A 14,506-nucleotide genomic window follows, 5' to 3' on the forward strand; every position below is an offset into this window, starting at 1 on the left:
CCACTGATGAATGTTCCCATGGTTCATGCTAAAGAAATCGATGAATCCAGCATTCCAGCACGATTCATGTTAAAAACTCTTTCCCATATTGTATCCGTCCAGCGAATGATAACTTTATCTTTGTTATATTCGTACACTGTATGCAGAAAACTCTCGTCCTCTGTTTGCCACAAGTTCATAATATGCTCAGGAATCATACAACCAAAAATCTGCTCCACGTAACTTAGCGTGTACCAAACAGCTTTTCCCATGCCATAACGATCCGTTCTAGCCGCAAATTCATCCCAATCGATAGATATTGAAGATGAGCTTAACATGTGTGCAATGTCACACAATTTATACAATGAGAGATCGTTACATTTTCTAACTTCGAAATCAAACGCCGCTTCTTTGTAGAAATGAACACACAAAAATAATAAATGGTCTTCCCATGCAAGCGAATAGACCCCCGTTTGCTCCGTCTGAATGACAATCCTTCTGTCCAAATAATCCTGAAGCTGTTGTTCGGTTCGGTTGCCAGTCATAAGATCCAAAGAAAAATGAAGATCAATTTCATGAATTGGCCATTCCGTTTGAATATCAATTTTTCTCAATAGAGGAATGACCTCATGGGATACCATCGGTCTAATGACAAGATCTCGTCGGCTAGCAGGTACAATTTCACCAGACTTCATATCAATATGGCCTTGTACGTATCCAAGATGATTTATTAATTGAATTGCAGATTGTATTTGGTTCGACGCGACCAAAATATCCGTGTCATTCGATACTCTGACTCCGATATCGCCATATACCGACTGAGACAAAGCCAATCCCTTCAGTACGCAATACTTAATCTGTTCTTTTTCTAATTGATTACAAACAAATTCCGTTTGACGCCTTAGCTCGGCAGAACGTACAGTTTGAAGTTTATAAATACCTTCAAAAGTATAGTAGAATCGTGGATAAACAAATGCATTAAAACCCTTCCCGATCAATTCCCGCATCTTACGATATGCGATACCGCTAACTCGATGTGTAATGATAGTACCTGTTACCGTAGCCCAGTCCATATGAGTTTCAAGCAATTTTTTTAGTTCTTCCGTGTCCTCGTTATTTAATTGCGGGTGTATCAGTAGTTGAATAATGCGATGTTCATTTTTTACCATCACAAGTTACCTCCCTGTTCTTCAAAAAATCAATAAGTTTTTTCTTGTCTACTTTGCCATTCTCGTTCAATGGAAAGCTTTCGACAGCTTCAATGCGTTCGGGAATCATGTAATTAGGAAGATAGGAATTTAATTGCTCTTTAACTTCGGCTAGGTTACCAGCGTGACTCACAACAAATGCTACGATCGTTTTGCCGAAGTGCTCGCTATTGAGTGCGACAGACACAGCGTCTTCTACGCCTTCGCAACGAATCAGGGCATGATCAACCTCGCTAAGTTCAATGCGGTACCCTCTAATTTTTACTTGGTCGTCTTTTCTCCCGAAATACAATATCGTGCCCTCTTCAGTCCAACATCCAATATCTCCCGTACAATAGTATCTTGTTCGCCTCCCCGTTCCCGTTAAATCTAGCCAAATGAACGAAAGATCCGTCTTTATAACGTCGTTCAAGTACCCTCTGCCGACACCCACTCCAGATACGACGATTTCGCCTTTCACTCCGATCGGACATAAATCCCTATTCCGATCAACGATGTAGATCTGCATATTGTGAATTGGTTTTCCTATCGGCACTTTATCAGCACATGGTTGACTAATGAAATGATGGGTTATGTCGTCTGAAGCTTCTGTCGGTCCGTATGCATTGACCAGGGGAATGGAAGGATGTAATGCAAACCATTCCTCCACAGTATTCGGCTTTAAGACTTCTCCGGTTACAAGCACATATTTCAATCCCGGTAACAAGCTCGGCTTACATTGCATCCATCTATTCATCGCTGTCAAATAGGATGGGACTACTTCCAAAATATGAATTCCGTCAGACTGGATTGTTCGTAGAAACTGAGCTATATTCAGCAAAAGATCCCGTCCGTAAATAACGGTGCATCCGCCAACTATAAGTGCGCTAAAAAACTGCCACACCGAAATATCGAAAAAAGCCGATGCTGTCTGAGCAACTCTACTGTTCTCTGTAAGATTCAAATCTCGAACCTTCGCGAGAATATGATTGATCATGCCTTGATGTTCAATCATGACCCCCTTAGGTCTACCGGTCGTTCCTGAAGTGTATATAACGTAGGCTAATTCTTCATTCAATACCTGGCGTGAAATATTATCCTCGGCCATGCCATTGCTTTCATCTATTAGTTGAGCAATCTTTACTGCTTGAATTCCTTCAGGTAGCAACACATGGATGTTGCTATCCATAATGACCCGTATAGCACGGCAATCCGAAATAATGAATAATATCCGTTCTGCGGGATACTCAGGATCGACGGGTATATAAGCGGCGCCTAGCTTCCACAACGCCAAAATCATTTGTATCATTTCCGGTGATCGATCCATGATTATAGGAACTAGCTCACCTTCTCGAATGCCCCATTCCGACAACTTACGAGCCCACCGGTTCACCGTTTTATTCAATTCCGAGTAAGTAATCACTCTGCCTTCGAATTTGATTGCTGCCGCCTCAGGGGAACGTTCAACGGACTGCTCGAAAAATTGAATAATCGATTGGTTATCCCTGTCGCCCCAATCCATATTCGTATCATTAAAAATTCTCGTAATCTTCTCGAAGTCATCTGGCAACATTGTTAAAAAGTCCCCTCCTTCTTTACTCCTAAGATCCCGTGCTTTCATATCTACGAACGCCGATATTGAAAGTACATACGGCTGCTCCCAAAAGAATCAGCCCCAGAATCGGTGTGCAGTACGATAGAATACTGAGAGACTCCGTCTTTCTGAGCAGTACTGTCGAAGGATAGAAATTGACGAAAGCATAGGGGACAAGGAACGTTAACAGCACCTGCAACCATTTGTAGTAAATTGAGATTGGATAATTGATGTAGCTTCTGATCGCATAGATCGTGACGTCTACGATCGGGGTAGAACGTACAATCCAAAACGTACTGGTTGCAGCAAATATGATTAATGCCGAATGGATAAACGCAGCTCCTATGATCGCAGCTACAAAAAAAACATAGAGAGTAAAACTCCATTGCAAGTCTAGACGATCAATGCAAACGATAAATACCGTCACCGCCACTAGCACATGCCCGATGAAAGTATGGCCAAACTGCCGAAAAATAAGCAATCGTAGCGGAGGAATGGGCTTTGTTAAAAATAAATCAAACTCCCCTCTCCTCACATACTCTTCAAGCTGTTTCATTGGGCCCCATACAAACATCGAGCTTATCGCATAGGATAATAAATTCATGTTATATAGAAACGTAACCTCATAAAATGTCCACCCATGAAGCATGTCAAACCGATTAAAAATGACCCAAAATCCAATATATGTAACAATAAAAAACAATGTATTTACAAAAATATCTCCGAAAAAGGAGAATCGATACTCCATAAGCTGCTTAAAGTATACGCTTAAATAGCGTAAATACATTTTCACCCAGTGCATGATTACCCGCCTTGAATAACAAGTTTTTTGATTCCTAATCTCCAAACGCCTACATTAAGCAAAGAGAGCAGTACAATATAAACAAAATACTTCATAAATACGAACTTAATATCCACAAAATCTATTTCGCCCATACAAGTTCGGATTGGAGTAAAGTAAATTAATTCAAAGGGCAGCAACATTGTTGCCTTCTGAAGCGTATGCGGAAAAAACCAAATCGGAATCCATGCGCCTGAGAAAAAAGTGATCAAGTTGGATAACATAAAGTCCAAATGAAAAACTCTCAAGTACCAGAAGCTGAGCAAGCCTAACAAATAAGTCATGAGGAAAAAGACCATAAACGATAATATTAAGAAAACGATAAAAATAAATAAATAACGATAATCAGGAACATTCATGTTCAACAGCAGTGTTCCAATCAACAATAATGGTAAAGCCTCAAAAATGAATACAAATAGTTTGCTGCCCAGTTGTTCGAATAAAGTAGCTCTGAATAGTCCAATCGGTCTAATCAGGTTAATCGCAATCTCTCCAGTGCTTACCTTACTAGAAAGGATGCCGATATTATTGTTCTGAACAATGATCGAGATGATCGTACTTAACGTTACATATACCAGCATTTGATCCAACGAAATTCCTTCCGTCTCACCGCTGATATAATTCCCATGATATAGCGCAGTCCACAGCGATACTTGAACAAGAAGATTCAATATTTTATTGCAGGAAGTGAAAAAAGTATTAAATCTATAGAATGTACTGCTCTGGAGTGCGTTAAGCATGATTTTCCAATAAAGAATCATTCTATTCGGCTCCTACTTCCCGTTAAACTATCTTTCCCAGTTGTTTTCCATAGATCTCTTGAATGACATCTTCTATTTCACTTGGTCGCACTTCAAAATCGATAATTTTAGCTCTACTCATGTAATGTGATAGCAAATTGGCGGAGTTTATGACTCCCTTATCATAGAAAATGGTTACTTGTTGATCCGACTGCCACTCAATTCGTTCAATCCCCGGAACATTAAAGCCGACTTGGGGGTTGTTATCTTCAAACGTAATAGACAAAACTTCCCCCGTTCCATACTCATTACGAAGCTGCACCAAATCTCCGTCATATACCTTTTTTCCATGATTCACAATGATGACCCTGGAACATAACTTCTCGACATCAGACATATCGTGTGTCGTGATCAGCACTGTCGTTTTCAGCGTTCGGTTTACTTCCAACAGGAATTCCCTTATTTTCTTCTTCACAACAACATCCAAACCAATCGTTGGTTCATCCAAATAGACAATTGCTGGATTGTGCAAAAGAGAGGCGCACAGATCAGCACGCATGCGTTGTCCTAGACTTAACTGCCTCACGGCAACATGCATAAATTCGTTAATACCTAGAATATCCGCGAACATCTCCATATTTCTCTTATAGATATCATTCGGAATTCGGTACATGTATCTCATCATATTTAATGTTTCGGACACTGGGATATCCCACCACAGTTGAGACTTCTGTCCGAATACAACCCCAATATGCTTGGCATTATCAAGTCGATGTTTATGCGGGACGATTTCGTTGACCAAGACAGAACCACTTGTTGGCACTAGTATCCCTACCAACATTTTAATCGATGTCGATTTCCCTGCCCCGTTCGGTCCAAGATAGCCTACCATTTCTCCTTGATCGATATTGAACGACAATCCGTCGACCGCTACCTTTCTCTCATAACGGCGGTGAAACATATCTTTTATTGCACCCTTGATGCCATCACTTCGTATCGGACGCTCGAAAACTTTCGTTAAATTTTCTACCCTAATTAATGACATAGATCTCTCTCCATAAATTAACGTGATATGAATAGTACTTAATAGCCTTCAAACAATGAAAATCTTCCATTTGCCACTAACAGTCCACTATTATTCAACATTAACTTGGATGATCGAATATCTCGATATAGACGCTCCAATGGAAAATCTTCTTGTTTAGAATAACCATAAACAAGTCCTCCCAATTGCATCAAACGATCTGTGGCTTCCGTTAAGAGTTCGGAAGAGATTATCTTTAGGTCATTAACTTTAACTTTATAAGTTAGCGGTTTGACATCCGGCATCAACTCTTTGCCTGTTACTGCTTGTTCATAATAGCGGGAAAAATGATCGATATACGTCTCGACAAGATCCAGTTTGGAACGAATTACGCCTACTTCGTGCAGAAGCAACTCAGAATCTAGGTTATAACGCTGGCGATTATTGGGATGTCGAATTAACTTAATAAACTTCGAGTACATCTTTTTAACAGCGCCAAACCATGTAGACGCCCAAACCAAATGCCCCCAAGGATTCATTACCGTTAAACAGCAATTATCAAAAAGCTCCGGGTCAAAAACTTGATCATTTGGAATTTCGCCTTTCATGTGCAGCTCGCAACTTTCGGTTCCCCGCATACCCATGACATCCCAAGAATCGTGAATCTCCAGCGATACTTGGCTTCTCTCCGCAACAGCAAAAGTCAGTTTCTCCGTTGTAGCATCGGCACGTACTATCGTGAGGAAAATATCCCCGTGCGCCCCTCCTGTTACTGTCGGTGCAAACCTTTCAATTAAATAATGGTTGCCCTGCGGCTCAATGGCGTGTTCTGTTGCGAAGGGACCTTTATTACCTGAACGGACGGAAGTGACCGAAACAACATAAGCTTGTTTTTCAATAATCTGAGCCAATAGCCTCCGTTTTAAAGATTCTTTCGCAAAGCGTGATATGATTTCTACTTGTTGAATATGCATCGACCAAATCATACCTGTTGCAAGACAACTTCCACCGAATAATCTGCAAAACGCGAGGGTCTGGTTAAGAGAAATACCCTCCCCGCCAAATTGTTTCGAAACAGTCACTCCCATTAAACCATTCTCACGTAACAAACGTAGCGACTCTTCAGGGAATCGGCTTTCATCATCGACTCTTTGGGCATACTTCTCAATCTGTTTAGCAATATCTGCTGCCTTCATATAAATCTCGTCTGCCTTGCTTGCAGTTGGTCCCAAAGCGAGGTACCTCCCCCCATGCAAATCTAAGTTTAACTCGACAACATATTAATCTTTCGAATGGTCTCCATAATTTGAAACGGTGTAGCTAAATTTTCAAATAACAGCAGTTCATCAGGAAATACTAGATTAAATTTCTCTTCAATATCCAAAATAAGCGTAATCGTTTTGATCGAATCTAAACCATAGCTTTGCAAGTCCAGAAATCTGAGCTCTTCCTCCGGCAATTCAGGCAACTGCACGTAACTAGATAGTAATTGAATAATATCCTTCATCTTGTCCCTCTTCTTATGTTATTGATTAGCCTTCTAGCATCAGCCCCGTTCCGGACTCCTCTGCTAATGTCAAATAATACTTGCCTATTGTTACATCGAAAATCGCCATCCCCATTGGGCTGAAGAATATTGGCGTTTTCGAATTTACTTGACTCAGCTTATTCCTTAATATGATATCTTCCAACGTCATACAATCCGTTGGTTTCAATCCGTGTCTCTTGTAAAGCAATTCTATTGATGTCCCTTCTCTACAAACTTCCGACCAGTTATCTATGACAATTCCACCGGTTACATACGGATAAATTCCCTCGCTATAATCTCTTAATGAAATATTTAGTTGGAGCGAGCCCGGTTTTGGCGGGAGATTGATGTAAGGTTCCGAAGTCGTTGTACATGTAATGACCATATCGGATTGACAGTAAGCGCTTTCCCAACTATCTGCCAAACGGATTGTTTTATCTTGGTATTGTTCTATGAACTCGTTCATTCGTGCTTGAGATTTATCGAAAACGATAAAGCGTTTAATTTTATCACCATACATCTGCTTCAAAAACTTATAATGCCATTGCCCAATCGGACCTACGCCCAATATTCCCACGCATGCTTCTTCAACCGTTCTAGAGTTCAAATAACTTCTTAGCATAACTCCCGTGACAGATACGGTTCGCAGAATACTAAGGAGCGTTGTGTTAAATATCGCTAAAGGCTTCCCCGTACTCACATCATTTAAAACAAGAAGACTGCTGGCTCGACTTAATCCACGTTCGATATTATCTGGGAAACTAGCAATCCACTTTATCCCTGCTGCTTTAATTGTTCCTCCAACGTATGCCGGCATCGCGATAATGCGATTACGTGTATTCCGGAATTTCAGATATGGTTTTAGCGGCTGTTCCGCTTCCCCCCTCGATTGACAAATGATCGCCTTTTCCATTGCGTCAATTAAATTATTCCAATCGGCTCCCAATGCTAAAACATCTTTTTCATTAAAGTATCTCATCAAAATTCCCCTAGCTTAAAATTGAATTAGGAAATGACTCTCTCAACCAATCATCATTATAGATCGTAGATGCATAACGATCCCCCCGATCACAAAAAAGAGTCATGACTTTTGTAGGGGTTACGTTCGTCCGAAATCTAAAGTACTTTTTAACAGCTGCGATGACCGAACCTGAAGAGCCGCCTGCAAAAATATGATGTCGCGTTAATAGCTCTCGGCATTCGTAGACACTGACAAGTTCCTCAGCATAAACAATTTCATCTATATGTGCTTGTTCTAAGATCCGGGGTCTCATGCTGGATCCGATTCCTGGAATGAATCGCCTCTTTGCCTTCCCCCCGAAAACGACGGAGCCTTCGACATCAACTGCAATAATTTTACAAGAAGGAATTTCTTCCTTTATTTTCTTTGATAAACCTGTGATCGTCCCTCCCGAACTCACCCCTACAAAAAGGTAATCAATATCTGGATGACTTCTACAAATCTCTTCCCCGAGTGTTGCATAGTAAGCCTCCGCATTGTATGGATTTTCATATTGGTTAACCCAGTATGAGTTGGGGATAGCTTCTACCAGTTCATTAACGGTTCGAATACGATTCAATAGATATCCACCGTTTTCATCTCTTTCTGTTACCTTGAACACTTTGCTACTTAGCGATCGAATAATCATTTCGTTAATAGGGGTAATTAACGGATCAATAACGCAATAAAAGGGAATATTATATTTCTTGCAATACGCAGACAATGCAATTCCAAAGTTTCCAGAGGAAGATTCTATAACCACCGTTGAATGATTGATTTCTCTTTTTGAGATCAGTTTTTCGATAAGGTATTTAGCCGCGCGATCCTTTATGCTTCCCGTCGGATTATAAAACTCCAACTTGGCCATAACCTCCATATTATGCAAACAGTCTAGCTGGAGTTGAATGACTGGCGTGTTTCCGACTTGAGCCAAAATAGTATTCAACACTTCACCACCACTAGCTTATTTTTCCCCTTGCATGTTTCCAGCAAATTACAAACAGAGTATATCAAATTCCACTTCATAAAAACCGAAATATGTAAATCTAGATAGAATCTATATTTCTATCCATTCTTATTACCAAAACACCGTACATCAGGTCATTCAAAAAAGTCTGTAATTAACGCCGCTGTTATCCAAAAGAACAACTAACTCAGTTTCCGAACAGCGGGGTAATAGAGCATTTCTATAAAGTGGTACTTCAGGAATAATAGTGGATTTAAAACGATAAATTGATGTCATGTATAAAAACCTTTTCCGTACACATTTGATGGACTATATTTGCTGTTGATTTTCACACTCCAAACGGTTCCCTAACGCTGCAAGGCATAACGCAGATCAAGGAGTGGTTGGGAAATGAGTTCGAACAATCGATTGATGACCAGTTGGGGAGCACCGGTAGGAGACAACCAAAACTCGATCACGGCAGGCTCAAGAGGGCCTTCGCTTATCCAGGACGTGCATCTTCTCGAGAAGCATGCCCACTTCAATAGAAAGCGCATACCGGAGCGCGTCGTTCATGCGAAAGGCGCGGGCGAGCACGGTTATTTCGAAGTGACGAACGACTTGACTGCTTATACGAAAGCTTCGTTCCTGTCCGAAGTCGGCAAGCAGACGCCGATGTTTATCCGTTTCTCAACGGTGGCCGTCGAAGCTCTCCGTCAGGGGAGAGGGCATAAGGTACATCCGATGAATTATCGCTCGTGCTCCCGCTGTCGCCTTTTGTACCAGCTTTCCAGCAATTGCACGATCAGGTCTTCCTTTTGCTTTTCGGAAAAATCTCGCGGGAAGAAGCGGTCGATCCTCTCCCGCTGGATTTTCATTTGTTCTTTCTGATTCGGCTTTTCCTCCGTCAATATGGTGTAAATGACATCCGTATTCAGCCTGCCTTCCTGACTTAGCTTTTTCATGCGCTGCGCCTGCGCCAACGAAGGTGTGCAATCTTCGGCCTGCATCGTGTCTAACAAGGCTTGTTGTTCTTTCTCGGCCAAGTAAGATAGTTCAACTGCCGGATTAAAGGCAATTCGCTTATCGTCTACCATTTCTAGAATGGGAGGAGCGAGTTCGGTTAAGCGGATATAGCGTTGAACCTGTCTGCCACTTTCACCAGCGTCTCGGCCTACAACTTCTGCGCTTTCTAACTTCCCGACAAGTTGTCGGGAAGTCAGGTCTGTACGTTGTCCTTGGCGATTTATAGCCGTCATCTTCATCCTATAGGCAAATGCCTTTTCGCTTGGAGAAATATATTCCCGTTGCAGGTTACTATCTACCATAATGATAGTCGCCTGGTCGTCATCCAGTTCGCGAACGAGACAAGGAATTGTCTCCATACCTGCCAACTCACTTGCCTTTTTGCGACGATGACCGGAAACCATTTCGTAACCACCATCCATCTTCGGTCGAACCAGACCGGGAACAAGAACCCCATACTGCTTGACACTATCCGCCATTTCTAACATCGCTTCATCTGCTCTTACCTTGAAGGGATGACCGGGGAAATCGCTAATTTCGGTAAGTGGAATACCCATTACCTTTTCCCGCTGCGAATCGGAGCGGCTTTCCTCTGTCGAGAACAAATCATCGACTTTGGTCAGCCTTATGCTGGCGAGTCTGTCTTCTTTCGCTGCCAATATCCTGCACCTCCTTCGTAAGAGCGGCGTAGGCTTTGGCAACCTGCCCGTTCGGATCGTGGGCATAAATGCTTTTCCCCTTGGCACTTGTTTCCGCTGCACGGATAGACAAGGGGATTTCGGTACTAAATACACGTATTTTATCTCCGTAATCACGACGGAGAACAAAGGAAATATCTTTGGCGAAGTTGGTACGGTTGTCCACCATTGTTAGAAGCACACCGTCCACGGCCAACTTCGGATTTATTTGACGCCGGACGCGGGAAACCGTCTGCAACAGCCGCGTCATACCTTTGGCGGGTAGATAGTGTGCCTGTACCGGGATGATGACGCTATCCGCCGCTGCCAATGCGTTGATCGTCATCATGCCCAATCTCGGCATACAGTCGATCAGGATATAATCGTAATCCGCTTTTACTGCGTCGATGTACGTTCGCATAATTGTTTCCCTGCTCATTGTATTGACGAGCGCGACTTCAACTCCCGATAATTCGATGTTTCCCGGCATCAGATCGATACCTTCTTGGTGATGCAGAATACCTTCCCTCGGTTCAAACCGCTCCTCCGTCATACTTTTCAACAGCATCGTGGCCAGTGATACCGAAAGACTATCCGGTTCATGGAAGCCTAGCGAATCCGTCAGGTTGCCTTGTGCATCCGCATCCAGTAGCAACACTTTCTTGCCTTCCGCCGCCAAACCAATACCGAGGTTGACTGCCGTTGTCGTTTTGCCGACGCCACCTTTCTGATTGGCGAGAGCGATTACTTTGCTCATCCAACAATTCTCCCTTCACGCAAAAAAAGCCGACTGCACTGCACATTCAAGTTCAGACAATCGGCTTTCTTGAAAAGTATCTATATGGAAAGAGAACGTCCCGTAGTTAAGGGACGCTCTCTTGGATATTCCTAAACATTTTTATGATAGACACGATGTGATTCTTACAGGCAAGTAAGAGATCACTTAGAATATGCACTTCTTCCAATAAATAATTGAACCTTAATATACGCACTAAAAGAATTTACTCTCACCAGGCTTCAAGTCATTTCATAATAGTAAGCTTAAGTTGTAATCCATTTTTCAACGCTTTGGTCCGCTCGATAATAATAAACTCATCCAACAGACGGCGGTTAACCGTCTACATAGGCTCTCGCCTCTTCCAGGATCACTGCAAGCCGCCCCCATTGCGATCAACGTGGCTGGACGGAAGTATCATTATCCCTCCGCATGGATTATCGCCTAAATGGCACCACCATTTATTATTGCATCGGTAATAAATCGCTATCATTCTATAATGAAAGAATGGTCGTGGCGCACCTGCAAAATGGCTTTCCTTTTCGGGCATGCGGGGAACGTACTGGATGAGATGTTATGTGATTGTCAATGAACAGTCGAGGGCATGTCCCTCTACCATCCGTTTCATTTTTGTGGACAAATCGGACCCTTCTTTCATAAAAATTGAAAATAATATTACAACACCAAACTCGAAATAGAGCTGGTGCTGCAGCAATTTAGAGTAATATAAAAAATTAGCAAAGGCAAAAAAATTCTACAGGTCTACCCCTGCGTTAATTTGGAGTTGCAAATCGTTGAATAAAGAAAGGAAATACGTAAAATGTTCAAAAAAGACAGCGTATTAACGCTGCCTCTATCCAATAAATTCTGTAAATATTGTATTAAATATTTCTTGTTACATCATGTTTCACCTTCAGATCGTTCACCCCGTTTATACCTGGAATGAATCCTTCAGCTTCAATTAATGCAATAATTAGCTCCCTATTATCGAGTATCATATCAGTCCATCGGGATTCCCAAGCTGCGAACGATTGCCATGAATATCCGATATATAACTCCCTACTCATCTTTCTGAATGAATACGAAACATGCTGTAAGAATTCATCCTGGAATACAGTATTTCGTAATGGTATCTCCGCCGCAAGATCAATTAACCAATGTGCATAATGAACATATTGATCCCAAGCATGATTCTCACGCGTCAATTCACACTTTTCCGAATATACAATACGAAGGAAATCAAATGATCTTGGTGCATCTAATTTAATTCCCATGTTAATAAGACTACTCAATATATTATCGAAAGATTGTCTTGACTTTAAATCATCCCGAGATATCTGACCGTTTAATATCGCTGTCTTAAGGTTCCTCTGTGCATCTACTGTTTTCTTCGCTACCTCTTTCTTCTCTGAAACCTCGTAGAAGAATCTAGACAAATCAGTCTCTTCAATAACATTTATGCCATAGGTATTTAAATAATAGCTTTGTTGAACTTGATTTACTTTGCCTCGTGTAACATAGTAGATATCATTTTTCTTCCTACCACCTTGCTTCGTGTTCTTAGCTTCATTAAGAATTCTGTTTAGGTTAAAGTCTCCTAATGAATATCCCAGAATTACAACTGTAGATTCTTGTAGAAGGGTATATAGTTTCCGTGAGAAATAATTATCCTTGTGTTGAAATCTAAAATAATCATCCATCGTGAGGACAATTGAAGATGGATTTAATACAGATCCATGAACATGATAAATATTCAATCCCGAATTATCCCTTCCGACAGGAACACCCTCTGCGAAAATTCTATTATTATCAGGCAAAATATAATCGCTAAACAAAGTATCATAATTGGTTGTTACAACATTAATGGAAAAATTCTCGGAGAAAAAATGGTGCGCTAATATCAAGTGATCATTATTAATCGTGCCCCTATTAATCCTTGTAGTAATTATTTCTGCGATCTCTTCACGTATATTCTTACCTTTACGTGAGAATTCTAGTTCAAGAATTTGAGCACAAATAGTCAGCTCAAATTTATTTGCCATTGTTCCATTACCATCATCTCTAAAAAGTTCATTATAAGTTTTTAGGTTATCATTAAGTCGTATCGCACAGTCGGTCAGTAGATCAATCCAACTAGGAGCTGCCCCGTCTGTCATATACATACTAAATCCCGTGCCAACCAATAAAGTACAACTTTTACTTTCAATCGATACTGCGATATCAAGGTAGTTCATATTTACCCCCGATTTATGATTCCTCGACAAGAGTGATTCGGTGCTCAGTCTGGTAAACTTTGAAGCAAATCGTTCGCACTATACCTTACACTTGCACATCCTTCAAGGATGATTCTGGAAAGTTGCTTTACTTCTATTTCAGTGGAAGTAGTACATAAGTGGTAAGCGATATTTGCGAAAATATCGTAATTCCTCCATCCTCCAGTCCCTGTCGCATTAACATAACTAGCAGCTATTGATTGGAGAATACTAACCTGATATATGACTCCAAATCTCAAGATTAACTGCCCGAACGACGATAATCGATGCTCCACAATAAACTTACTGATCTTATCAGCATCCGACACTGTCATGACATACTCATGTACTTGAGCATTATAATGAGCATTGAGAATATTGTTTATCGCATTTTGCTTATTCTCTTCTTTATTTACATTATTAATAACAAAGTCTACATCCTTAAGTATTTCTCTAACCGCATCATATCTTAAGGATTTATCCCTTGCCGTACAACGTTCAATTACAGTCTTAAATATATGATTAGGGTCTTCTGCGGATGACGTAAAATTGTTTGTGTACCATGATTTGGAGCCTTAACAGGCAGCAAAAAAGTAGGGTATTCTCGGGGTTACGACACGCACCAAGAAGGAGCCCTACTCGATGACTACTATACCCGAAAATGCGTTCAATGATCTACTTGAAAATGCTGTAACCAAACTTCTGCAGGAAAAGCTGGAACTGCTGCTGCGTGAAGAAATCAAAAACTATATCCAACACGAGCATCAAGGACAGCGCACGATGCGCAACGGTAACTACACACGCTCGTTTCAAACACGCTACGGCACGATCAATGAACTGCAAGTGCCGCGAGACCGTAAAGGCTACTTTCAAACGCGTTTGTTCCAGCCGTATCAACGCCGTGAGGGCTGGCTGGAAGAAGCCATCATTCACATGT

The 14,506-nt window shown here is 41.4% G+C and carries 13 protein-coding genes and 1 pseudogene; 2 read left to right on the forward strand and 12 right to left on the reverse strand.

Annotated elements, in window-relative coordinates; genetic code table 11:
• Window positions 1–23 precede the first annotated feature (23 nt).
• Genes ACFPOF_RS15910 through sbnA form a run of 9 tightly spaced genes read right to left on the reverse strand, consistent with a single transcriptional unit; the run spans window position 24 to window position 8,842 of the window.
• Window positions 24–1,148: a nucleotidyltransferase domain-containing protein gene (locus ACFPOF_RS15910; RefSeq protein ID WP_378134299.1), complete on the reverse strand. Its 1,125-nt coding sequence runs from the start codon at window positions 1,146–1,148 to the stop codon at window positions 24–26.
• A complete protein-coding gene (locus ACFPOF_RS15915; protein ID WP_378134300.1) occupies window positions 1,135–2,787 on the reverse strand; it encodes an amino acid adenylation domain-containing protein in 1,653 nt (550 codons plus the stop codon). The genes ACFPOF_RS15910 and ACFPOF_RS15915 overlap by 14 nt, the downstream gene beginning before the upstream one ends.
• On the reverse strand, window positions 2,768–3,562 hold the full coding sequence (locus tag ACFPOF_RS15920; protein ID WP_378134302.1) for an ABC transporter permease: 795 nt from the start codon (window positions 3,560–3,562) through the stop codon (window positions 2,768–2,770). Before ACFPOF_RS15920 ends, ACFPOF_RS15915 begins: the two co-directional genes overlap by 20 nt.
• A gap of 2 nt (window positions 3,563–3,564) precedes the next feature.
• A complete protein-coding gene (locus ACFPOF_RS15925) occupies window positions 3,565–4,362 on the reverse strand; it encodes an ABC transporter permease (RefSeq protein WP_378134304.1) in 798 nt (265 codons plus the stop codon).
• Between the two features lie 22 nt (window positions 4,363–4,384).
• Entirely contained in the window at window positions 4,385–5,386 is a 1,002-nt protein-coding gene (locus ACFPOF_RS15930; protein ID WP_378134306.1) for an ABC transporter ATP-binding protein, read from the reverse strand.
• A 38-nt stretch (window positions 5,387–5,424) separates the two neighbouring features.
• Entirely contained in the window at window positions 5,425–6,597 is a 1,173-nt protein-coding gene (locus tag ACFPOF_RS15935) for an acyl-CoA dehydrogenase family protein (RefSeq protein ID WP_378134308.1), read from the reverse strand.
• A 32-nt stretch (window positions 6,598–6,629) separates the two neighbouring features.
• On the reverse strand, window positions 6,630–6,872 hold the full coding sequence (locus ACFPOF_RS15940) for a phosphopantetheine-binding protein (protein ID WP_378134310.1): 243 nt from the start codon (window positions 6,870–6,872) through the stop codon (window positions 6,630–6,632).
• 25 nt (window positions 6,873–6,897) lie between these two features.
• The gene (locus tag ACFPOF_RS15945) at window positions 6,898–7,872 is read right to left on the reverse strand and encodes a 2,3-diaminopropionate biosynthesis protein SbnB (protein WP_378134312.1); all 975 of its coding nucleotides are present in this window, start codon (window positions 7,870–7,872) and stop codon (window positions 6,898–6,900) included.
• A gap of 10 nt (window positions 7,873–7,882) precedes the next feature.
• Window positions 7,883–8,842 carry a 2,3-diaminopropionate biosynthesis protein SbnA gene (gene sbnA, locus ACFPOF_RS15950; RefSeq protein WP_378134314.1) on the reverse strand — a complete coding sequence of 320 codons (960 nt, stop codon included), beginning with the start codon at window positions 8,840–8,842 and terminating at the stop codon, window positions 7,883–7,885.
• Between the two features lie 408 nt (window positions 8,843–9,250).
• Here sbnA and ACFPOF_RS15955 point away from each other — a divergent pair.
• Window positions 9,251–9,577: pseudogene (locus tag ACFPOF_RS15955) on the forward strand (catalase); the annotation flags it as partial.
• Window positions 9,578–9,588: 11 nt separating this feature from the next.
• Here ACFPOF_RS15955 and ACFPOF_RS15960 read toward each other — a convergent pair.
• The 3 genes from ACFPOF_RS15960 to ACFPOF_RS15970 all read right to left on the reverse strand — a co-directional run bounded on the left by ACFPOF_RS15960 (window position 9,589) and on the right by ACFPOF_RS15970 (window position 13,551).
• Entirely contained in the window at window positions 9,589–10,524 is a 936-nt protein-coding gene (locus ACFPOF_RS15960; protein ID WP_378134316.1) for a ParB/RepB/Spo0J family partition protein, read from the reverse strand.
• Window positions 10,472–11,299 carry a ParA family protein gene (locus ACFPOF_RS15965; protein ID WP_378134318.1) on the reverse strand — a complete coding sequence of 276 codons (828 nt, stop codon included), beginning with the start codon at window positions 11,297–11,299 and terminating at the stop codon, window positions 10,472–10,474. The genes ACFPOF_RS15960 and ACFPOF_RS15965 overlap by 53 nt, the downstream gene beginning before the upstream one ends.
• An 899-nt stretch (window positions 11,300–12,198) precedes the next feature.
• Window positions 12,199–13,551 carry an SIR2 family protein gene (locus ACFPOF_RS15970; RefSeq protein WP_378134320.1) on the reverse strand — a complete coding sequence of 451 codons (1,353 nt, stop codon included), beginning with the start codon at window positions 13,549–13,551 and terminating at the stop codon, window positions 12,199–12,201.
• 660 nt (window positions 13,552–14,211) lie between these two features.
• Between ACFPOF_RS15970 and ACFPOF_RS15975 the strand changes: the two genes are divergently transcribed.
• On the forward strand, window positions 14,212–14,506 hold a 295-nt coding region (locus tag ACFPOF_RS15975; protein ID WP_378134322.1), incomplete at its 3' end, for a transposase.

The organism is Cohnella soli (assembly GCF_042655525.1).
GTDB classification, from domain to species: domain Bacteria; phylum Bacillota; class Bacilli; order Paenibacillales; family Paenibacillaceae; genus Cohnella; species Cohnella soli.

What these genes read in the sequence shown, in the direction of transcription:
- ACFPOF_RS15925 (WP_378134304.1), bottom strand. Translation starts at nt 4,362, where the DNA reads ATGATTCTTTATTGGAAAATCATGCTTAACGCACTCCAGAGCAGTACA.
- ACFPOF_RS15970 (WP_378134320.1), bottom strand. Translation starts at nt 13,551, where the DNA reads ATGAACTACCTTGATATCGCAGTATCGATTGAAAGTAAAAGTTGTACT.
- ACFPOF_RS15920 (WP_378134302.1), bottom strand. Translation starts at nt 3,562, where the DNA reads ATGCACTGGGTGAAAATGTATTTACGCTATTTAAGCGTATACTTTAAG.
- ACFPOF_RS15965 (WP_378134318.1), bottom strand. Translation starts at nt 11,299, where the DNA reads ATGAGCAAAGTAATCGCTCTCGCCAATCAGAAAGGTGGCGTCGGCAAA.
- ACFPOF_RS15940 (WP_378134310.1), bottom strand. Translation starts at nt 6,872, where the DNA reads ATGAAGGATATTATTCAATTACTATCTAGTTACGTGCAGTTGCCTGAA.
- ACFPOF_RS15910 (WP_378134299.1), bottom strand. Translation starts at nt 1,148, where the DNA reads ATGGTAAAAAATGAACATCGCATTATTCAACTACTGATACACCCGCAA.
- ACFPOF_RS15930 (WP_378134306.1), bottom strand. Translation starts at nt 5,386, where the DNA reads ATGTCATTAATTAGGGTAGAAAATTTAACGAAAGTTTTCGAGCGTCCG.
- ACFPOF_RS15915 (WP_378134300.1), bottom strand. Translation starts at nt 2,787, where the DNA reads ATGAAAGCACGGGATCTTAGGAGTAAAGAAGGAGGGGACTTTTTAACA.
- ACFPOF_RS15945 (WP_378134312.1), bottom strand. Translation starts at nt 7,872, where the DNA reads ATGAGATACTTTAATGAAAAAGATGTTTTAGCATTGGGAGCCGATTGG.